A 21,147-nucleotide genomic window follows, 5' to 3' on the forward strand; every position below is an offset into this window, starting at 1 on the left:
ACGCCGGGCTTGCCCGGCGTTTTTTCGTCCGGAGGTTCGATGCTGCGACCCATGGCCCTCGTCGGCTGCCTGGCCCTGCTGGCCGGCTGTAGCACCACGTCTTACGACAGCGACTCGGAAGTCTCCGGCCGCGGCTACCGCGCCGAAGGCACCGCGTCCTATTACGGCAAGGCCCACCATGGCAAGCGCACCGCCAGTGGCGAACGCTTCAACCAGAACGCCCTGACCGCCGCACACCGTACCCTCGCCTTCGGTACGCGGGTGAAAGTCACCAACCTCGACAACGGCCGCAGCGTCGTGGTGCGCATCAACGACCGCGGGCCATTCGGCCGCGGGCGCATCATCGATGTGTCGAAAGCGGCCGCCGAGCAACTCAACATGCTGCGCTCCGGCACCGCCCGGGTGCGCCTGGAAGGTCTCTGAAGGAGTCAGAAGTGAGCAACGACAAGCGCAAGGCCGGCGAGCAGGTTCGCCGCGAAGTGATGGGTGACGTCTTCGTCGACCGCGCCCTGGGCAATGCCACCGAGTTCACCCAGCCGCTGCAGGACTTCGTCAACGAGCACGCCTGGGGCGGCGTCTGGAACCGCGAAGGCCTGCCGCGCAAGACCCGCAGCCTGATCACCCTGGCCGCGCTGACCGCGCTGAAATGCCCACAGGAACTCAAAGGCCACGTGCGTGGCGCGCTGAACAACGGCTGCACGGTGGAAGAGATTCGCGAAGCGCTGCTGCATTGCGCGGTGTATGCCGGCGTACCGGCAGCCATTGACGCCTTCCGCGCGGCGCAGGAAGTGATCGACGCCTGGCAAGCGGATCAGAAGGCCTGACTCGACCTCTAGGTAGGAGCGGACTTCGTCCGCGATAGGTACGCATCGCGCCGGATGCCATCGCGGACAGAGTCCGCTCCTACGAGGTATTCAGCTTTCGTTACGGGTAACTGAACCGCTTCACCAGGGTCAGCTCACCCGGCTGGCGCATCGGGATCAGGAAGGACTCCTGCTTCTCGTTCACCGTGCCCTCCTCCGTGACGATGGTCACCTGCGCCGTGGTCAGCGGCTTGGCCGCATTCACGTCGCCGGAGCTCTCGTCCGAGCTCCAGCCACCACCGTAGTAGTTCACGTAGACCAGGTACTGCCCCTTGAGCGGCGTCGGGCTGGCGATGATTTCCGGGCCGTAGCCGGTGGTCACGTCGACGTCCTGGGCCGCGCCGTTGGGCAGCGAGCGGTTGCCGTACCAGACATGCCCGCCATCGGGCGTCACCAGGTGCAGGTCGAGGTCGGTATTGTCCGAATCCCAGGACAGCAAGACCCGCAGCTTGGCCGCCACTTCACCGCCGCCACCACCGTGGTAGAACTGCACGCGCTTGTGCTGCTGGCCGTTCGGGCTGATCACCTCGACGCTGTTGGAACCTGCCGGAAAGGCGAATGGACGGTCGAAGCGGCCGTCGCCTTCGACCCTCATCGGCATCGCCACGCCGTTGACCACCAGGCGCGCCGGCTCCTTGCTGTCCTTGGGCAGGCCACGGATTTCACCGCGGATGCGCGCAGTGTCGGACTGGTCGTCCCGCGAGTTCACCGACGACGCCGGGTAGTTCACCGTCTGGCGGAAGTCGGCCTTGTCGCCGTCGCCCGCGCGCCAGCCGCCCAGCGGGGTGTCCAGGCTGATAGGCGATTCGGCGGCCTGCGCGCCCAGCGCAATCAGGCTGGCGAGCAGGGACAGGCGGAGCACGTGGGCGAGTTTCATGCTGATCATTCCAGTATCAGGCGACGGGCCAGGCTTTCCACGTAGCCCTCGTCTTGTCCATTGGGGTGCGCCTGGAAAGCCAGGTGCAGGTATTCATGAGCGAGGTCAAGGCGGTCCTGCTGGGAATACAGGCCACGCACGAAAATACGCTGGCGTTCGCGGTCGACGTAAGGCCGGCCACTGCTCAGCCGGCAAACGGCGAAGGACTGCAATTCTTCGTAACCCACCTCGCCTTCCAGCCGCTGCCGCCAATTGCGCCGCTGCGCCTGCAACCAGCGCTCGGCTTCCGGCAGAGGTTGGCAGGCGGCGCTCGGGTTGCTCCAGCGGCTCAGGCTGGTGCGCGGAAAAACGCGAGCGAGGATGGCGTCGTAGCGCAGGCCCTTGGCGGCCTGGTCCTGGGCGTCGCGCCAGGAGAGTCTCGACTGCCCCGCCTCGTCCGAGTGATAAGTGACAGTGCCGCCGGCCAATACCAGATCGGCGGTCCAGGCGGCGATACCTCGCGCCGCCTCGCTGGCCGGTCGCGGCGCCACACGCTGGCGCTGGCTGCTGTCGTCGATGCTCAGGCAGTCGCCACGTGGCGCGCCGTTCTGCAGCAGGTAAGTGCGAATGGTCACCGCCAGCGCCTTGGCTGCCTCTGGCGGTGTGGCCGACGCTTCACGATCCAGCACGCGGGCGACGTACTCCTCGCGGGAAAGACGGGCCGTCAGACGCGGGCCCTTGGCACCACGCACGAGAAAGAGGTCACCACTGCTATTCACGTCGAGGCGCACGCCATTGGCAAACAACACATTCTGCCGGCCGGCCAGCAAGCCTTCGGCGGCAGGTTGATTGTGCGCATCGTAGACCTCTTTCAGCGGATAGCGGCTGAACAGGCCGACCTCCACGCAGCGCCCCGGGTCACGCGGCCAGGGCGCCGGCAGTGCGGCGCCGATGGCATTGCCGTACATCGCCAGCACCGTCTTGCTGGTGCCTGGTCCGCGCGCCCAGAGCGGCGTACCGTCCACCAGCCAACCGGCGAAACCGCCTTCGCGCTTGCCGTGCTCATCCCAGCTCCAGGTCTTCACCCGCAGGCGCCCACCCAACGCAGCCGGAGCGCGGCCTTCATCGGCGGCGAGGCTGACGTCCAGCAGCACTTTCTGCGCCTGCTCCTGAGCGGGCAGGTGTTGCAGTTGATCGAGCAGTTCGCCCACCGGCACTTCGGTTTGCGGCGCCAACTGGTCCAGCTGGGTGATCCAGACCGGCGCGTGGCGCGCCTGCCAATACTGCCGCCAGTCCGCGCCGTCGATCCCCAGGCGCTGCGGCTGGAAGTACAGGCCGCAGGACTTCACCAGCGCGGCGTCGCGCTCGATGCTCTGCCCGGCCGCGCAGCAATAGACTTCTTCCTTGCTCTCGCCTCGGCACTGATAGGCCGGCTCCTGCTGATGGGTGTCGTTCAGCCAGGCATAGACGAACAGCTTCCACAGGCTGCCCAGCGGCGCTTTCAGCTCAGCCGACAAGGGCTGGCGATCGATTACCTGCTGCGGCCCGAGGCGCAGCAGCTCATCACCCTGCGTAGTGCGCCAGGCCAGCTGCGCCTGCTCTTGCGAGCCGGGCGCCGCGAGGGCGCTCAGCGGCAACAGCAGGATCAGCCCGGCAAGGCGCGCGCGCATGGATTACCGGACCTTGATCTTCGCCAGGGCCGGCTGCTGCTCCAGCGCCTGCTCCTGCGGCGCATAGAGGCGCTGGTAGCGCGCCGGCGGCAGGACGAACTCGCCCTTCTGCGAGAAACGCACCAGATGACGGAAGCGCAGCTCGCCGCCGAGGGTATCCACCGGCACGCCGTAGAACAGGTCGCCCGGTTCGTTGCGCGCGCGCTCCAGACTGGTCGCCTCGACGCCACCCAGGCCGCTGATCTGCAGGCCCCAGGTGGTGCGCTCAACGTCCGCGCCCGGCGGCAGCGGCACTTCCAGCATGCCGTAGCGCAGGGCCTGCGCCTGCTCGGTGGTGAGGGTCACTTCGTCCAGATACAGCTCGTCGCTGGACAGCGGCTTGTCACCCAGCGGCTCCGCACTGAAAGCAAAAGCGTCTTCCCCCGGCACCAGGCGCAACAGACGGCGCTTGATGGTCACCGGCAACTGGCTGGTCGGCGCTTCGGCGCTGCGGAAGGTCACGGAGGCGTTGAGCGGACGCGACGGCGCGGCGCTCAGGTCCAGCTGCGCTGGCACTTCCTTGCCCTGCCATTGCCAGAAGGCGTCACCGGTGGTGCTGCGGCCTTCTTTCCAGTCCGCTACCGGCTTGGGCAGCTCAGTTGCCGGCGCATCCGCCACTGCGCGCTGCATCCAGGTCAGCGCCAGCGCGCGTTCGACGGTGGACTGCTGCGGCGCCAGGCTCTGCAGCAACGCGCGAGCGCGGTTGGCATCGACGGTTCCACTATAGAGCTGTACGGCGCGAGCGAATGGCTGGTCGCTGGTGTTCAGCTTCAGGCGTGCGCCATCCAGTTGCCTGGCGAAGCCTGGCGGCAGCGCGACCTTGTTCTGCTCGGCCAGGCTGGCGGTCAGCACGCGAGCCACTGCCAGACCCAGCTCGGAGTCCGGCTGGCCCATGACCAGGCTGTCGTCGCTGTCGAAGTCGTTCACCGACTTCGCTGCCTCGCCATTGCCGGCGTTTTCCAGGTCGGTGAGCAGGCCGCTGACCAGGGTCTGCACCGGCAGTTGCATGTCACGGGCGAAGGCCAGGATCAGCGCACGCTGTAGCAGCGGCGTTGCGCTGGCACGCGCGGAATAGAGCTCCAGCACGCGCTGCCAGTGGTCAGGCGGCAGCTGGATTTCCAGCGCACGGCTGGCATACCAGTCGGCGTAATAGGCATACGCAGTGAGGAAGGCGTCGTTGTCTTCGCCGCCCCACCAGGTGAAGTAGGCATCCGGGCCAGCCATCTGCACCAGGCGCAGGCGACTGGTCTGCATGATCAGGCGCAGGCGGTCACGTACTCGTGGCTCGCCGTTGGCCAGCATCGGGTAGGCGACGCTCAGCGGCAGCAGTTGGCTGGCGGTCTGCTCGACACCACCCCACGGATAGTCCAGCAGCGAATCCAGGTTGCCGCGCAGCAGGGCCTGGGCGCTGTCATCCAGGCGCAGGCTGACGTCGCGGGCATCCGCCGGCAGCTGCAGCGGGGTGTTCTGCGCGTTGACCTGCAACGGCTTGGACTGCAGCACCTGCCAGCTATCGGCCACCAGGCTGAAGTGCACGCCAAGGCTGTCACGCACCTGGCCATCCTGGCGCAGTTCCACGCTCCAGTCGCCATCGCTGAGCGGCTGTTGCGGCAGAGCGATGTAGTTGACGCCACGCTTGAGGTCCAGCGCCTGGGTCTTTTCCGCACCGTTGGCGCGGATCAGCAGTTCGGCCTTGGTGTCCTGCTCGCCCTGGTTGAAGACGAACAGACCAAGGTCCGGCGCATCGCCGCTGCGGAAGCGTTTCGGCCCGCTCCACTTCAGGTACAGCGGTTTCTCCGAGCGGATGAACTGCTTCTTCTGGCCGACCTGGCCTTGGTCATCCATGGCCCGGGCGGTGATGCGCCAGCGGGTCAGGGAATCCGGCATGCGGAACTTGAACTGCGCCTTGCCGTTGGCATCGGTGACCAGTTCCGGCTCCCAGGCGGCAGTGTCCACTTCCTCGCGGCGCGGGCGCTCCAGCACCTTCACGCCCCGCTCGCTGCGGTTGGCGCGGCCGGGTGCGCTGGGCGTGCCCGGCAAGGCGACGTCGTAGCTGATGAACGACAGACTGGCGCTGGTGCGCACGTTATTGCGGCGCGGGTGGTAGAAGAACTGGTCGATGCCCGGCGCGATCTCCGGCTGCAGCGCGTAGATCATCTCGTCCACCACGCTCACGGTGAGGTAGCTGGAGACGGGCTTGCCCGCGTAGCTGGTGTCGAGATTGACGGTGACCGTCTCGCCCGGCTCGTAGCGTTCCTTGTCGGTGCTGACGGCGATTTCCACCTGTGGCACAGCGACCTTGATGCCGGCATTCTGGAAGCTGTAGTCGCCGCTGCGGGTGTAGAGCACGGAGAAGGTCAGGTTCGGCGAGAACTCGGCCTTCACCGGAATGCGCGCGCGGTACTGGGTGGGGTTGAGCTTCTCCAGCTTCAACCAGTCGCCGCCCTTGGACAGCAGCGCGGTGGCCTCGACCTTGTCGCGCTCCAGCGACAGCAGTGCGTCGTCCACCGGCTCCGGGAAGGTGATCAGCGCCAGCGCTTCTTCACCGGCCTGGTACTCGGCCTTGTCGAGAACGATTTCCACGGTGCCCGGCACGGCCTTCACGCCGTCGCCGCTGACCGAGTGGCCAGTACCGCCGAGCAGTTGGCCGGCCTTGTCGCGCAACTCGACACTGTAGGTGCCGGGCTTGTCGAAGGTGATGGCGAACTTGCCGTCGGCCACTGCACCGTCGCCGCTGCTGCGGTCTTCCAGGCGCAACCAGCGGTAGGCGGTCGGCTGGATCGGCGTCTGCTGTTCGGCAGCGTAGCTGAACTCGACCTTGTCACCGGCGGCGCTGAAGCGCTGCGGCGCACTCACGCGGTAGCGCGCGGCGCCGCGCTCGATGAGGATTTCCTTGCTGGTCTTCACGCGGTACGCGGCGCCATCGCTGGCGAACACGGTGAGCATGTAGCGGCTGGGCTTCTCCGCCGCCGGCAGGTCCAGCGCGGCGCGGCCCTGTGCGTCGGTGGTGATCTGGGCGCTGGACAGCTCCACCGGGAACTGGCCGAGGTACTGCAGTTCGTTATCCACCATGGACAGCTGCTGGGCGCGCAGGCTCAGCTCCAGGCGCGCATTGGCCACCGGCTTGCCGTCCGGGTAGAGCAGGATCAGGTTGCCCTTCACCGGCTCGCCGGTCTTGAAGTCCGGCTTGGCGAGATCGAGGGAAATCTCGAAATGCGGCTTGATGTACTCGGCAACGCGGAAGGCGCTGCTGTAGGTCTGGTCGCGGTAATCGAAGCGCAGCTCATAGCCGCCGGCCACGGCGTTGGCCGGCAGCTGGAAGCGGCCGCTGGTACCGCTTTTGGCGTCGTATTTGAGATCCAGCGTCTGCAGCGTGGTGCCGGCGGCGTCGATCACCGACAGGCGCAGCGGGGCAGCTTGCGGCGCCTGCGATTCACGGGAGTTCTTGAACTCGCGGCCGACAATCTTCAGCGATACCCAGTCACCCGGACGGTACAGCGGCCGGTCGGTGAAGGCGTAGAGCTTGGTGTCGTAGATTTCGCTGTCGTAATAGAAGTTCTCGGAGACGAAGACACCGCCCTCCGCGTCTTCGCCGATCACGAAGGAGCGCTCCGGGCTGACGTGCTGCAGGCGCAGCAGGCCATCGGCGTCGCTGCTGCCGCTGCTCATCACGCCCAGGCCGTCGGTCCACAGCACCTTGGCGCCGCCCACCGGGGTGCCTTCATGCTTGCGCGCGGTCCACACTAGCAGCTCGTTGCCGGCGATCTTGCTCACCGCGACGCTGTTGGAAACGAACACCACGGTGGTCGCGCGGTATTTGCCGACCAGCGCCTCGACCAGATACAGGCCGGGTTTCAACTTGCCCAGCGGCACGTAGACGTTGCCCGGCGCGACGTTGATGAACTCGCTGGAAGAACCGGCCAGGGTCACTTCCTTCGGCGGCTGGATCGGCTTGGCGTCCCACAGCGGGTAGCGGAACTGGCTGACCATCGGCAGGCCGGGAATCGGCGCGTACTGCGGCTGCGCGTCATACGGCGTCGGAGCGCGCATGGCATTGCCCATCTTCAGCTCGGGCACCACTTCGGTGACCTGCTGGCGCGACTCGTAGGAGAAGGTCCGCTGCATCACCCGACGCGACTTGCGGTACCAGTTGTCCCACAGGTAAGCCAGGGTGTTGGACAGGCCCTCGCCCTTGAACTGCCCTTCGGACAGCACGCGGTGCAGGTTCTTCTGGCGCTTGAGGAAATCCAGCGGCTGGTCGATGCGGTAGACGCGGATGTCCGCTCCGCCGTAAGGCTCCATGCGGTAGCGACGGTAATCGCGGCCCGGCGCTTCCAGGCGCACCTTGGCCACTTCGTCGGAAGCGAAGCTCGAGTCGGCCAGCAGGAAGAACGACTCCCCCGCCATGGGCGTGTAGTTGCTCGCCGGGACGTCGTCGTCCGCCTGCACGATTGCGGGCGCGGCGGCGAACAGGCCGGCGCAGGCCAGGGCAGCGGCAATGCCGCGCAGCGCGCTCATCGGGTCAGGAAGGACAAGCGATAGACGCCGATAAAGTTGGGATTGGATTCGTCGGGTATCCATCGGGTGTCCTTCCATGTCATGAGTTGTTGCAGGCTGACCGAGCGCATGCCGTTGTCGGTCGCCGTACGAGTGCCGGTGTGATAAGCGATGTCGCGACCCATCCAGATCATCAGATGCTGGTCATCGCCCTGGTCGAAGAACATCAGGTCGCCCGGGCGCGCCTGGTTGAGGTCACGGCCAACGAGCTGGCTGTTGTATTGAATGAGTTTGATCGCGTTGACGTAGGGCCCGGTCTTGCCGCCGCCCTGCTGCCAGCTTTGCGCAAGGTTGCGCTGCGCGTCGGACAGCTCCAGCTCCGGCGGCAGGTAGCGGTTGGACATGCCATTGGCACGCAGCCACTTGGCGTCATGCACCTTCAGCGCCTCATTGGCGGCGAAGCGCACCAGCCCCGCGCAATCCTGCTGGTACCAGCGCGGGTTCGGCCCGCGACGCAGCTGCTCCTCGGCGATACGCACGAACCAGGCGCGGAACACCTGGGTCTGCTGCGCATCCAGCGCCGGCTCGGCCGCGTGCGCCAGCGTGGCGACGAGCCAGCCTGCGAGCAGCGTCAGAGGCTTGCGGATCACAGCGCCTTCCAGTCCAGCGGCAGCCACTCCCATTCGCCGCTCGGTTCGCTGCCGGCCGGCAGCGTCAGGGCGTAGGAACCATTACCGGCGAGGGTCTTCAGGCGCGGCAGGAGCAGCGTGTCGGCGGCATTGCGGAACACCGGTTCGAGGTCCTGCGGCAGGCTGTCGAGGGTTTCGCGCTTGAGCAGTTCGGACAGCGTCTTGGGCGCCAGGTAGGCCGGCACCAGGGCATCCTTGGGCAGCACATCGGCCAGCGGCGGGTAGCGCTTGGCCAGGGTATTGCGCGCCTTGTCGAGCAGCTTGTCGTCGATGGAGAACAGCAGGGTGTTGCCATCGCGCAACAGGCTGACACGGAAGAAGCCATTGCCGCTGACCTGGTCGGGATTCTCCGCCGCGCTGGCCGGGTACTGCCCGAAGCGCGAGCTGACCTGGCGCTGCCACAGGCGACCTTCACCCTCGGCACGACTTTCCACCTCGAAGGCACCCGCCTCCACGTTGGCCTCGTAGGCACCGATCATGCTGCCGAACAGCTTGCCCAGTTGCTCGTCCAGCTCGGGGCTGGCGGGTGCGTCGAGCTTCACCGCCAGCAGCGGCGAGTGCAGGCGCGAGTCCGGGTACCAGCACAGGCCGGCGGCGCCGGAGAGGTGCTCGGAGAAGGCCGCGGCCATCTTCTGCTCGGCGCCCAGCTTTACCAGCATGCTGTCGTACAGGCCCGGCGTGACCGGTAGCGCGACGCAGGCACTGGCGCCCATGGGCATGGCCTGCCAGACCGGCGCGAAGTCCAGGTCCGGCTGGCGGGCGACTTCATTGAGTGCCAGATAGCTGTGCCAACCGTCCTTGCCCTGTTCGAAGCGCACGCCGGCGAAGGTCGGGATCAGCCGCTGGTAACCCATGGCAAGCACACCGGCACCCAGGGTAATGCGCTGTTTCAGTTCGCCGCGTGGCTCCAGGGCGAAGTCCTTGGCGAACAGCGGCTCGCCTTCCAGCGCGCTGCCCAGGTCCTTGACGACGGCGGCATCGGGCTCGCCCAGATTGTCGTAGTCGGGATTGGGGAAGAGCATCTTCGGGTTCGACAGCACCAGCATCTGATCGCCACGGGAGACGAACAGCAGGGTTTTCTCGGCGCCGTAGCGCAGGCTGTAAACCGGCGTGGCGCTGCCCTTCACCTGGATTTCCGCGACCTTCTTGAGCTGGGTGTCATCCGCCGCGACCTTGGCCAGCGGTTCCAGGACCTTGGCCAGACCGCCGCGCTTGAGCACTACCATGAAGTCGCGCAGGCGGCCATCGGCGCCACGCCACAGGGCAACCTGGGCCGGCTGGTCGAGCAGTTCCTCGATCACGCTGTCCTTCAGGCTCAGGTCGTGTTCGTAGACGATGCGGCGCAGGGTGCCGGTCAGGCCCAGGCGGTCGGCATTGTTCTCGTAATAGAAGACGAAGTCCTCGGTGAGCACGTCGCGCAGCAGCGGCACTTCCAGCACGGCCTTGGGCAACTGGCTGAGGGAGGCACTTTCGATCAGCGCGTCCGGGCGCTTGAGGTCACGCACCACGTCCGGACTTTCCGGCGCCTCCAGGGTACCCACCGGCGCCGAGTGAAAGGCGGGAATCAGGCCGAAGGCCAGGGCCAGGCCACCGGCGACCAGCGCGGCGGCAAGCGCCCCGATGGCGATCAACGGGCCACGGCGCGAGGGCTGCGCGGCCGGCGGCGTGGAGGTGCTGTCTTGGCTGCTGGAGGGCGTAATGTCGCTCATGGATCGCTTGTCCCGTGTCATCCCTGCGAGGGGCGAATTCAGTAGTTGAAGGTCTTCACCAGCACCAGATCGCCGATGGTGCGCATGGGCACCACGAAGGTCTCGCGCTTCTCGTTGACGGTATTTTCGTTGAACACCAGGTTGATCTCGGCGGTGATCACGTCCTGCTCGTGATTGCCTTCCTGGAAGTTGTAACCCTGGCTGGCGTTGTAGTTGCCCCAGTAGTTCACGTAGACCAGGTAGGTACCGTGCAGCGGTGCGGCCATGGTGAACATTTCCGGCCCGGGGCCATCCACGCCATCCGGGTCGAGGCCGCCGCCATTGCTCAGGCGTGGCTGCGCCCAGAAGGCATGCTGGCCGTCAGGCGTGACGATATGCAGGTCGAGCTCGGCCTTGGGATCGTTCCAGCCGAGCACCAGGCGAATGCGCGGCGGGATGCGACCATTGTTGGCTTCGTAGAACTGTACGCGCTTGAGAGATTTGCCCTGGTCGCTGCTGACTGCAACGCTGTTGCTACCCGCACCGAAGTTGTAGGGGCGAACGAATTTTCCTTCGGCATCAGTGTAGAGCGGGAGGGGATTGCCGTTGACCACCAGGCGCTGGGCACGGTCAACGCCGGACACTTCACGCAGGTGCCCTTCGATCAGGCTGCGGCCACGAACACCACCACGGTCGATGGGCGGCGTGGGATAGGCCACGCGCGGAACGCTGGGATCATCGGTCAGCCCGGAATAGCGCCAGCCGGCAGTCGGGCTGGACAGGTCCGCACTCGGTTCGGCAGCCACCGTCGCAGCCAGGAGACTGGCTGACAGATAAAAGACGGCACGAACCATCCGACGCGAGAGCTGCATGAACATTCCTTGATCGTGCATGGCGGGGGGAGCCAAATGTAACCGGTCTTGTCGGTGCGCGGAACGAGCCATCGCTCGGCGTTGCGACGCAGCGCGATCTTTCAGAAATTTCCTACAAGCCAAGTGGCTTTTGGCGCAATACCGATTGGAAGAATCTCGACTCTGCGCGAGTCACATCCAGCCGCCCCATTGCAGGACGAAGATGCCGACGTTGGTGGTCAGCGCCGCCACCAGCGTGGTGATCACGATGATCGACGCCGCCAGCTCGTGATTGCCATTCGCGGCACGAGCCATGACGTAGCTGGCAGCCGCCGTAGGGCTGGCGAAATAGAGGAAGAGCACGCCCAGTTCCGCACCACGGAAACCCAGCAACCAGGCGGCCGTGGTGCAGATCAGCGGCAGCCAGATCATCTTCATCAGGCTCGCGCTGATCGCCAGTCCGCCACTCTCGCGCAGCGAAGCCAGCGACAGGGTGCCACCGATGCACACCAGCGCCAGCGGCAGGGTCATCTGGGCAAAGTAGTCAGCGGAGGTCAGCAGCCACGCCGGCAAGCCAATTCCGAACCAGGAGAACGGCAGCGCCGCCAGCACACTGATGATCAACGGATTGCAGATAACGTTGCGGGCAATGCTCAGCGGGTCGGATTTCATGCTCGGGCTGTAGATCGCCAGCACCACCGAGGACAGCGTGTTGTAGCAGAGGATCACCAGCGCGGCGAGCACCGAGCCCAGCGCCAGGCCGTGCTCACCATAGAGGCTGGTGGCCAAAGCCAGACCGATGATGCCGTTGTTGCCCCGGAACGAGCCCTGCACGTAGACGCCGCGCTCCTCCCGCGGCACCCGCCAGACGGCCCAGCCCCAGGCCAGTAGGAAGCCTGCCAGTGTCGCTGCGCAGAAGTACAGCAGCACTTGCGGGCGCGCTGCGCTGTGCAGGTCGGAGTGGTAGATGCCGAGGAACAGCATCGCCGGCATGGTGGCGTTGAACACCAGTGCAGAGGCGGTCTGGATGAACTCCGGGTTGATCGCTCCTACGCGGCGCAGCAGCACTCCGAGGAACAGCATGGCGAAGACCGGGGCGGTGATGGCGAAGGTCTGGAGCAACAGAGCGAGCATGGGCGCAACAGCGAAAACAGTGGGGCCGGCGATGATAGCAAGGGTTATCGCGCACTGGGGCGACGGGTTGGCACAGGACGACGCTGCAGCGGGTTGCACCATGCTGCTGGCGCTGGCATGGCGCCCCTGCCAGAGCCTTGCTCATCCGTCCCTCCTGGCAGCGGCCGCCAGGGGCTTCACAACGGTTCTACCGGCTCACCGAATACAACATGGTGGCCCCGTATGCGCTGCAGAACAGCGGCCGCTGGCGCCTGCCAGAGATGGGCAATTGCCGCCGGAGGTGCTCGGTGAGCCCGAGCACAGAGGCAAACGACAGGGCAAGGTGGCGTTTCCACCTTGATCCCCCGCGAAGGGATCAGGCTTTGTTCTTGCGCGGGGCACCCGGCACGTAGCCCTGCTCCGTGACCGGTTCGGCTTCCAGCAAAAGCGTCGCTGGCGGCGCTGCCACCGGTGTCGCCTCGATCTTCGAGACCTTCGCTTCCAGTGGCTTGGGCTCCTCGCCCTCGGCCAGCCGAGTCAGCTTGCCATCCACCGTCGCGCCGTTTTCCATGCTCAGCTGGCGGTACTGGATGTTGCCGGTCACGCGTGCATTGGAATGCAACTCCAGCAGGTGCTCGACGTAGAGGTCGCCAATGATGGTGCCGTCGATCAGCGCGTCGTAGCAGCTGACGTTACCCTCGATCCGGCCTTCCGCACTGAGTGCCAGCAGGCTGGCCGCACCAGGCTTGTGGCGGACGTTGCCTTTCACCGTGCCGAGGATTTTCAGGCCATCCTGGAACTGCATATCGCCGACCAGATCGACATTACCCGAGAGCAGGCTGGAGAACTTGTCCACCGAGACCTGCGGGCTCTTTTTCTTGCTGCTGCTGAACATCACAATTCCTCGCGCGTACTACTTGCCAGGTTTCTGCTGGCGGAAGAAGGCCAGCTCGGTCTTGAGTTTCTTGATTTCGGCGGACATCGCGTCGATCCGCAGCATCAACTGCTCGCGGTTGGCACGATCCTCTTCGGCTTGCAGGCTTTTTTCCTCCACCTCCTGCGTCAGCTCGGCGTTCTGCGCCTCGAGCGCATCGATGCGCTCACGCAGTTGGCCATCGTCGCGGGCGCGCAGCTGCCAGGCGCCCAACGCGAGCGCCGCCAGCACGAGAAGTACCAGCGCCGCCCAGCCCAGCCAGGCAAAGCCACGGGGCACGTGGGGACGGTGCTCGGCGCGCAGCAACTGACGGGTGGAGGGCCGTTTAGTCCGTGGCCAGGCCATCGCTATCGATCTCCATGCCGCCCAGGGAAAGGAAGTTCTGCGGGTCGACGAATTCCCCGTGGTAGAGCACTTCGAAATGCAGGTGCGGGCCGGTGGAGCGCCCGGTGGAACCCACCTTGGCGATTTCCTGCCCCGGCAGCACCACATCGCCCACTTTCACCAACAACTTGGAGGCGTGGGCGTAGCGCGTGACCAGGCCATTACCGTGGTCGATTTCCACGCGATTGCCATAGGAAGGGTTCGGCCCGGCAACGATGACCCGGCCGCCAGCCGCCGCGTGGATCGGACTGCCGGTCGGCGCTGAGAAGTCCTGGCCGGAATGGAACGCCAGATGGTGATTGAACGGGTCGAAGCGGTTGCCGAACGGTGAACCCAGGCGCGCCTGCTCCAACGGACGGCGTGCGGGAATCGCCATGAAGTCGGCATTGCGCCGGGCCACCTGGTCCATCAGCAGGTCGAAGACCCGGCGCAGGCACGCAGCCGATTGCTCGTTGCGCTCAAGGTCAGCGGCCGATGCGGGCAACGGATCGACGCAGGCCCTGGGCGGCAGCAGGATGCCGCCTTCGTTGCGGGTGGATGTGGACTTGCCCTTGGGCGCGGGCACCAGTTCGGGATCGACCTTGGACAGCTTGCGGGCGATTTCCTGATGGCTGTCGACAGCCTTGAGCAGGTAATCCGCGTCCTTTTCCAGGACCTGCAGACGGCCGGTCAGCTCGCCGATGCGCTCGGCGGCAAAGCGCTCGCCGGACTCATCCGGCGCTTCTTCGGCCTGCGCCACTGGCACCATCACCGTCTGGGTCTGGCCTCGACCCAGCCACAGCCCACCAGCGAAGGCGGCCGTGGCAAGCACCAGCGTTACGCAGGCAGCACCCAGCACATACCGGCGCGTGTCGACCAGGCGCAGGTCCGAGCGAGTCAGGGCTTGCCGTGACGGAGAAAGGGATTTCATGGCGGTACCGTTGGAATGCATTCAGCCCGGCGGGTGGCCGCCGGGGTGCACAGGGTACCTTTTATTGGAAACTTCGCAGCGGCTAAACACTGAAAAATGTAAATAAATAAGAAGAAATCATCATGTCTGAGAATACTTTCAGATGTTTCCCACTAACGCGATCACATTATCCCAGTGAATCAAACTGCCACTACGCCGGCAAAACAGACTCGATCTCCTGCAAACGATGCTCCTCCAGGCGCAGTTGGCGCGGGTGGAATCGCTTCAGGCTGGCCCGGTGGCCAATACTGACCAGGGTCACGCCCGGCAGTTGATCGATCAGCACCTGATACAGCGCGGCTTCGTCGGTTTCATCCAGCGCGGAGGTGGCTTCGTCGAGGAACAGCCACTGTGGTGCATAGAGCAGCGCGCGGGCAATGGCCAGGCGCTGCTGCTCGCCCGGTGAGAGCACGCGTTGCCAGTGATCGGCCTCATCCAGGCGCGGCACCAGCGAATCCAGGCGACACAGGTGCAGCACCTGCTTCATCTGTTCGGGATCATGAGCGTCGCCCGCATCCGGATAGCAGAGCGCTTCGGCCAGGGTGCCGATGGGCAGGTACGGTTTCTGCGGAACGAACAGGCTGCGCGCCTCGGGCATCTGCACCACACCGCCGCCATAGCGCCACAGTCCGCTCATGGCGCGCAACAATGTGCTCTTGCCGCCGCCGGACGGACCGCCGATCAGCACGTGCTCGCCAGGGTTGAACGCAAGACTGGTGGGTTGCAGCAGCTCGCGGCCGTTACCGAGTTTCAGGGTCAGGTTGTGCAGTTGCAGGTTCTCGCCGGTCTTGCGCACGTCAATGTTGGCGGACTCGTGGGCAGTCTCGTCCATGGTCTGGCGGAAGCTCAGCAGACGGTCGCAGGTAGCGCGCCAACTGGCGAGGCTGGCATAGGCATCGATGAACCAGCTCAGGCCGTCCTGCACGTTGCCGAAGGCGGAGTTGATCTGCATGAGCTCGCCCAGCTGGATCTGCCCGGAGAAGTAGCGCGGCGCAGCGACTATGAAGGGAAACACGGTAGCGATCTGGGCATAGCCGGAGCTGAAGAAGGTCAGGCGCTTCTGCACCTTCATCAGTTCCCAGAAGTTGCTCCAGACATTGCGGAAGCGCCCCATCAGGCGGTTGCTCTCGTTCGCCTCGCCGTTGTACAGGGCGATGCTTTCGGCATTCTCGCGCACCCGCACCAGGCCGAAACGCAGGTCCGCCTCGTAGCGTTGCTGGCGGTTGTTCAGGCCGATCAGGCGGCGTGCGATGAGGTGGGTCAGCCAGCTACCGACCGCGGCATAGAGCAGCGCCGCCCAGAACATGTAGCCGGGAATGCTGATGCCGAAGAGTTCGATGCTGCCGGACACGCCCCAGAGGATCACCGAGAAGGACACCAGGCTGACAATGTTGCGGATCAGGCCAAGTCCCAGGGTCAGGGTGGTGTCGGTGAAGCTGTTGAGGTCCTCGGAGAGTCGCTGGTCGGGGTTGTCGGTGTGCCCGCGCTGCTCCAGTCGGTAGTAGTTCTTGTCGCCCAGCCAGGCGGCGAAGTGCTTCTCCGTCAACCAGCGGCGCCAGCGGATGGTGAGCATCTGCGTCAGATAGAGCCGGTAGACCGCCGTGAGGATGAACACGGCAGCGATGCCGCAGAACATCAGCATCAAATGGATGAAGCTCTTCAGGTCCTTGTTCTGCAGGGCGTTGTAGAAGTCGCGGTACCAGCTGTTGAGCCAGACGCTGAGTGCCACGCCCACCAGCGACAGGGCGATCACCACGATCAGCAGCAGCCAGGCCATGCCCTTCTCTTCGCTGCGCCAGTAGGGCGCGGTGAGTTGCCAGACTCGGTGGAAGAAGCGGCTGCGAACGGCGTCGTTCGCGGCCCGGTACTCGGCGCTGTCGGTCATGGGTCGGCTCGCACGGCTGGAAATAAAAAGGAGCGCTCATTGGCGCTCCTTTGTGTTATCGATCGCTTAACGCCTCACCGGGCGTTTCTGCAGCTTACGTTGCAAGGTGCGCCGGTGCATACCCAGCGCTCGGGCGGTCGCGGAGATGTTGCCGTCATGTTCGGCAAGTACACGCTGGATATGTTCCCACTGCAGGCGGTCGACCGACATGGGGTTTTCCGGCACCAGGGACTCAAGGTCCGCATGCTGCGACAGCAGGGCGGTCAGCACGTCATCGGCGTCGGCCGGCTTGCACAGGTAGTTGGTGGCGCCGCGCTTGATGGCTTCGACCGCGGTGGCGATGCTGGAATAGCCGGTGAGGATCACCACGCGCATCTCGGCGTCGAGTTCGAGCAGCTTGGGCAGCAGCACCAGGCCGGAATCGCCGTCCATCTTCAGGTCAAGCACGGCGTAGTCGGGCAGATCTTCCTTGGCCATGGCCAGGCCTTCTTCGGCGGAGCCGGCGACCGACACCCGCAACCCGCGACGGGTCATGGCGCGAGCCATGACGCGGGTAAAGGTGGCATCGTCATCCACCAGCAGCAGGTGGGGCTGCTCTTCGCCTTCGAACAGGATCTCTTCGCTCATGGTACTTCCTCGCGGGCGCGGCGATCAGGCCACGCCATAGCTTCTGGGCAGACGCAACTCAGTCAGAGTGCCGCCATCTTCATGGTTATACAACTTCACCGTTCCACCTGCGCGGGTCACGCTGGCCTGGCTGAGGAACAACCCCAGGCCAAAGCCCTTGCCCTTGGTGGTGAAGAACGGCTTGCCGAGCTGCTCGGCAATGGCCAGCGGCACGCCGGGGCCCTGGTCGCGGATGCTCAGGCAGATTTCCCCGGCATCCCAGTCCAGGCGGATGTCCAGATCGTCCGGACAGGCGTCCGTCGCATTATTCAGCAGGTTCAGCAGCGCCTGGCTCAGGTCGGTCGGCGGCGTCATCCGCGGCGCCTTGCCCTTGCCCAACGTCTGGTAGCGATAGCTTGCCTCGGGGCGCATCAAGTGCCAGCGCCGCAGCACCGACTCGACCCATTCGTTGGCGCCCTGCTCTTCCACCGCCTGGCGACGATCCGCTTCGGCGGCGCGCACCAGGTGCTGCAGGGTGGTCTTGCAGAGCTTGACCTGCTCCTGCAGCAGGGCGAGATCTTCCTGCAGCAGCGGCTGATCCGCATTGGTCTGGCGCAATTCCTTGAGCAGTACGCTCATGGTCGCCAGCGGCGTACCCAGCTCATGGGCGGCACCCGCGGCCTGGGTGGCAACGGCCAGCAGCTGCTGGTCACGCATGCCTTCCTCGCGGCGCTGGGCCTGCAGTTGCTCCTGCCGACGCAGCGACTCGGACATGCGGGCGACGAAGAAGGTGATCAGCGCAGCAGCCAGGGCGAAGCTCAGCCACATGCCATAGACAAGGAGGTTGTCACGCTGCCCTGCGGCCATCTCCAGCGGATGGAACCAGACCAGCAGTACCGTGTAGCTGGCCAGCGCCAGGCCGGCCAGGGCAATGGTGTAGAGCCATGGCAGGGTCGCCGCGGCGATGGTCAGCGGCACCAGGTAATAGGAAACGAAGGGATTGCTCGAGCCGCCCGAGTAATAGAGCAGCACACTGTGGATGACCAGGTCGCAGGCCAACTGGACGGCGTATTCCAGTTCGGTCACCGGCCACGGGCCGCGCAGGCGCAGCGCAGTTCCCAGGCACAGCACGAGGGAGACGCCGAGGGTCACACCGAGCGCGAGCCAGGGCAGCTGGATCAACTGGGCCTTGTAGGCGAGCCCGACCGAACCGGCCTGAGCGGCAAGCACGAGAATACGGATGAGTGTCAGATGCAGAAGGTTCTGACGACTGGCGGACAGCTGGAAAACCGGTGGGCGCATGGTGAATTCCGGAATTTGCGCGAGTATAGCCAAGAGCCCCCTCTCCTTTATGCGGCATAGCGCCACAGCATACTCCAGCGCAGCCTGTGACCGCCGCCTCAGTCCGAAACAATTAGTGACATCGACCCTTAACCCGTTTGCGAACCAATCCTCGTCAAAGGGTCTGACAGTCCTCGCCACTGCCTCTACTAAGCTGTGGCCCGGACATTTTCTGGAGCAAGGAGTCATCCATGTCTGTACTGAAGAAACCCTTCACCGCCATCGCCGCCGCCATCGCCCTGTGTGCCACCAGCCTCGGGGCCATGGCAGACGAACCTCGCTACAACCAGGTTTCGCTGCGCGCCGAGGTCAGCCAGGAAGTCGCCCACGACCTGATGCACGTAACCCTGTTCAGCGAGGGCCAGGCCACCGATCCGGCGAAGCTGGCCAGCGAGACCACCACCACACTGAATGCGGCCGTGGAGCAGGCACGCAAGGTCAAGGGCGTGACCGTCAGCCTGGGCAGCCGCAACAGCTACCCGGTGTATGACGACAAGGGCCAGAAGATCACCGCCTGGCGCGAGCGTGCGGAAATCCGCCTGGAAAGCACCGACTTCGCCGCCCTTTCCCAGCTCACCGCCGATCTGCTGGGCAAGTTGAAGATGGGCAGCATGGACTTCAGCATCGCCGACGCTACCCGCGCGAAGAATGAGGACGCGATGATGAAAGGCGCCGTGGATGCCTTCAAGGCCCGCGCCCAGGTCCTCACCGAGGCGCTCGGCGGCAAGGGCTACAAGCTGGTCAGCCTGAACCTGAACACCTCCGGCGCGCCACGGCCGATGCCGGTGATGCGCATGGCCGCCGCCAAGTTCGCCTCCATGGATTCGGCACCGGCGCAGGAAATCGAAGCCGGCACCAGCCAGGTCACCGTCAGTGCCGACGGCACGATCGAGGTGCAGATGCCGTAACACCCGCGGGGGCTTCCAGCGCGGCGCCTCGGGGGACCGGGGCGCCGTTGCTCGACCGCACGGTTCCCATTGTCGAAATTGCGACATTCCCTTGCACCCGCGTCACAACTTCTACACTCACCCCGGTCAGCCGCTTGCACCCGGCATGTGCCGTGCATAGCTTCACGCAACGCAGCTCACGAGGCTGCCCCTCGATGACAACCAGAATAAACAGAGGTCCAAATGCGTAAGAACGCCGTCATCCGCTCCATGATTGCCGCTGGGCTGATCGCCAGCGCCCCGCTCGCCCACGCCGCCAACAACCTGGTCTACTGCTCCGAAGGCAGCCCTGCGGGTTTCGACCCGGGCCAGTACACCACCGGCACCGACTTCGATGCCTCGGCGGAAACCGTGTTCAACCGCCTCACCCAGTTCGAGCGCGGCGGCACCCAGGTCATCCCGGGCCTGGCGGAGAAGTGGGACGTATCCGATGACGGCAAGACCTACACCTTCCACCTGCGTTCCGGCGTGAAGTTCCACACCACCGACTACTTCAAGCCGACCCGCGAGTTCAACGCCGACGACGTGCTGTTCACCTTCAACCGCATGCTCGACAAGAACCACCCGTTCCGTAAGGCGTACCAGACCGAATTCCCCTACTTCACCGACATGGGCATGGACGCGAACATCGCCAAGGTGGAGAAGGTCGACGACAAGACCGTCAAGTTCAGCCTCAACGAAGTCGACGCCGCGTTCATCCAGAACCTGGCGATGAGCTTTGCCTCGATCCAGTCCGCCGAATACGCCGACCAGTTGCTCAAGCAGGGCAAGGCCAGCGAGATCAACCAGAAGCCCATCGGCACCGGCCCATTCGTGTTCAGTCGCTACCAGAAGGACGCGATGATCCGCTTCAAGGCCAACCCGGACTACTGGAACAAGGGCGACGTGAAGATCGACAACCTGATCTTCGCCATCAACACCGACGCCTCGGTACGCATGCAGAAGCTCAAGGCCAACGAGTGCCAGGTCACCCTCTTCCCGCGCCCCGCCGACCTGGAGTCGCTGAAGAAGGACCCGAACCTGAACATGCCGTCGCAGCCGGGCTTCAACCTCGGCTACATCGCCTACAACGTCCTCCACAAGCCGTTCGACAAGCTCGAAGTGCGTGAGGCGCTGGACATGGCGGTGAACAAGAAGGCGATCATCGATGCCGTCTACCAGGGCGCCGGCCAGCTCGCCGTGAACGGCATGCCGCCGACCCAGTGGTCCTACGACGACAGCATCAAGGACGCCGGCTACAACCCGGAAAAGGCCAAGGAGCTGCTGAAGAAGGCCGGCGTCGCCGAAGGCACCGAGATCACCCTGTGGGCCATGCCGGTGCAGCGCCCGTATAACCCCAACGCCAAGCTGATGGCCGAGATGCTGCAGTCCGACTGGGCCAAGGTCGGCATCAAGGCGAAGATCGTCACCTACGAATGGGGCGAGTACATCAAGCGCGCCAAGGGCGGCGAGCACGACGCCATGCTGATCGGCTGGAGCGGCGACAACGGTGACCCGGACAACTGGCTGGGCACCCTCTACGGCTGTGATGCCGTGGACGGCAACAACTTCTCCAAATGGTGCGACCCGGCCTACGACAAGCTGATCAAGGATGCCAAGCGCACTCCGGACCAGGCCAAGCGCACCGAGTTGTACAAACAGGCCCAGCACATCCTCAAGGAGCAGGTGCCGATCACCCCGATCGCACACTCCACCGTATACCAGCCAATGCGCAAGACGGTGCAGGACTTCAAGATCAGCCCGTTCGCGCTGAACTCGTTCTACGGCGTCAGCGTAGGCAAGTAAGGCCAGCGGCCGCCGGGCTTCCCGGCGGCCTTCTCCCCCGGCGCAGCCGC

16 protein-coding genes and 1 pseudogene are annotated in these 21,147 nt (G+C 65.1%); 4 read left to right on the forward strand and 13 right to left on the reverse strand.

Annotated elements, in window-relative coordinates:
• Nucleotides 1-39: 39 nt before the first annotated feature.
• Together L6D89_RS19440 and L6D89_RS19445 are read left to right on the forward strand one after the other, a co-directional pair.
• A complete protein-coding gene (locus L6D89_RS19440; RefSeq protein ID WP_024765927.1) occupies nucleotides 40-423 on the forward strand; it encodes a septal ring lytic transglycosylase RlpA family protein in 384 nt (127 codons plus the stop codon).
• A 59-nt stretch (nucleotides 424-482) separates the two neighbouring features.
• Nucleotides 483-824 (forward strand): carboxymuconolactone decarboxylase family protein, encoded by a 342-nt coding sequence (locus L6D89_RS19445; RefSeq protein WP_054906694.1) that lies wholly within the window; start codon nucleotides 483-485, stop codon nucleotides 822-824.
• Between the two features lie 100 nt (nucleotides 825-924).
• Here L6D89_RS19445 and L6D89_RS19450 read toward each other — a convergent pair whose 3' ends face one another.
• The 13 genes and pseudogenes from L6D89_RS19450 to L6D89_RS19510 form a co-directional block, all read right to left on the reverse strand.
• Nucleotides 925-1,725: a YfaP family protein gene (locus tag L6D89_RS19450; protein ID WP_236200847.1), complete on the reverse strand. Its 801-nt coding sequence runs from the start codon at nucleotides 1,723-1,725 to the stop codon at nucleotides 925-927.
• Between the two features lie 20 nt (nucleotides 1,726-1,745).
• On the reverse strand, nucleotides 1,746-3,389 hold the full coding sequence (locus L6D89_RS19455) for a DUF2300 domain-containing protein (RefSeq protein ID WP_236200832.1): 1,644 nt from the start codon (nucleotides 3,387-3,389) through the stop codon (nucleotides 1,746-1,748).
• Between the two features lie 3 nt (nucleotides 3,390-3,392).
• Complete coding sequence (locus L6D89_RS19460) at nucleotides 3,393-7,946, reverse strand: alpha-2-macroglobulin family protein (RefSeq protein WP_236200833.1); 4,554 nt, start codon at nucleotides 7,944-7,946, stop codon at nucleotides 3,393-3,395.
• Complete coding sequence (locus tag L6D89_RS19465; protein ID WP_236200834.1) at nucleotides 7,943-8,608, reverse strand: DUF1175 domain-containing protein; 666 nt, start codon at nucleotides 8,606-8,608, stop codon at nucleotides 7,943-7,945. The genes L6D89_RS19460 and L6D89_RS19465 overlap by 4 nt, the downstream gene beginning before the upstream one ends.
• Nucleotides 8,572-10,323: a DUF2138 domain-containing protein gene (locus tag L6D89_RS19470; protein ID WP_236200835.1), complete on the reverse strand. Its 1,752-nt coding sequence runs from the start codon at nucleotides 10,321-10,323 to the stop codon at nucleotides 8,572-8,574. Before L6D89_RS19470 ends, L6D89_RS19465 begins: the two co-directional genes overlap by 37 nt.
• A gap of 38 nt (nucleotides 10,324-10,361) precedes the next feature.
• Nucleotides 10,362-11,156, reverse strand: coding sequence for a DUF2135 domain-containing protein (locus L6D89_RS19475; RefSeq protein WP_236200848.1), 795 nt, complete (start codon nucleotides 11,154-11,156; stop codon nucleotides 10,362-10,364).
• A gap of 189 nt (nucleotides 11,157-11,345) precedes the next feature.
• Nucleotides 11,346-12,287 carry an AEC family transporter gene (locus L6D89_RS19480; RefSeq protein WP_236174389.1) on the reverse strand — a complete coding sequence of 314 codons (942 nt, stop codon included), beginning with the start codon at nucleotides 12,285-12,287 and terminating at the stop codon, nucleotides 11,346-11,348.
• Between the two features lie 493 nt (nucleotides 12,288-12,780).
• Nucleotides 12,781-13,161: pseudogene (locus L6D89_RS19485) on the reverse strand (bactofilin family protein); the annotation flags it as partial.
• Nucleotides 13,162-13,179: 18 nt separating this feature from the next.
• Nucleotides 13,180-13,545, reverse strand: coding sequence for a hypothetical protein (locus L6D89_RS19490; protein WP_236174388.1), 366 nt, complete (start codon nucleotides 13,543-13,545; stop codon nucleotides 13,180-13,182).
• On the reverse strand, nucleotides 13,526-14,494 hold the full coding sequence (locus tag L6D89_RS19495) for a M23 family metallopeptidase (RefSeq protein WP_236200836.1): 969 nt from the start codon (nucleotides 14,492-14,494) through the stop codon (nucleotides 13,526-13,528). The genes L6D89_RS19490 and L6D89_RS19495 overlap by 20 nt, the downstream gene beginning before the upstream one ends.
• A 190-nt stretch (nucleotides 14,495-14,684) precedes the next feature.
• The gene (locus tag L6D89_RS19500) at nucleotides 14,685-16,418 is read right to left on the reverse strand and encodes an ABC transporter ATP-binding protein/permease (RefSeq protein WP_236200837.1); all 1,734 of its coding nucleotides are present in this window, start codon (nucleotides 16,416-16,418) and stop codon (nucleotides 14,685-14,687) included.
• A 66-nt stretch (nucleotides 16,419-16,484) separates the two neighbouring features.
• Nucleotides 16,485-17,045 (reverse strand): response regulator transcription factor, encoded by a 561-nt coding sequence (locus L6D89_RS19505; RefSeq protein WP_081517431.1) that lies wholly within the window; start codon nucleotides 17,043-17,045, stop codon nucleotides 16,485-16,487.
• A gap of 24 nt (nucleotides 17,046-17,069) precedes the next feature.
• Complete coding sequence (locus tag L6D89_RS19510) at nucleotides 17,070-18,326, reverse strand: ATP-binding protein (RefSeq protein WP_236174385.1); 1,257 nt, start codon at nucleotides 18,324-18,326, stop codon at nucleotides 17,070-17,072.
• 230 nt (nucleotides 18,327-18,556) lie between these two features.
• On the opposite strand from L6D89_RS19510, the gene L6D89_RS19515 reads away from it, so the two are divergent.
• Together L6D89_RS19515 and L6D89_RS19520 are read left to right on the forward strand one after the other, a co-directional pair.
• On the forward strand, nucleotides 18,557-19,273 hold the full coding sequence (locus tag L6D89_RS19515; protein WP_236174384.1) for an SIMPL domain-containing protein: 717 nt from the start codon (nucleotides 18,557-18,559) through the stop codon (nucleotides 19,271-19,273).
• Between the two features lie 222 nt (nucleotides 19,274-19,495).
• On the forward strand, nucleotides 19,496-21,097 hold the full coding sequence (locus L6D89_RS19520; RefSeq protein WP_236200838.1) for an ABC transporter substrate-binding protein: 1,602 nt from the start codon (nucleotides 19,496-19,498) through the stop codon (nucleotides 21,095-21,097).
• The last annotated feature ends 50 nt before the right edge of the window (nucleotides 21,098-21,147 follow it).

It is taken from the genome of Pseudomonas pseudonitroreducens, assembly GCF_021603645.1.
Classification (GTDB): Bacteria; Pseudomonadota; Gammaproteobacteria; order Pseudomonadales; family Pseudomonadaceae; genus Pseudomonas; species Pseudomonas pseudonitroreducens.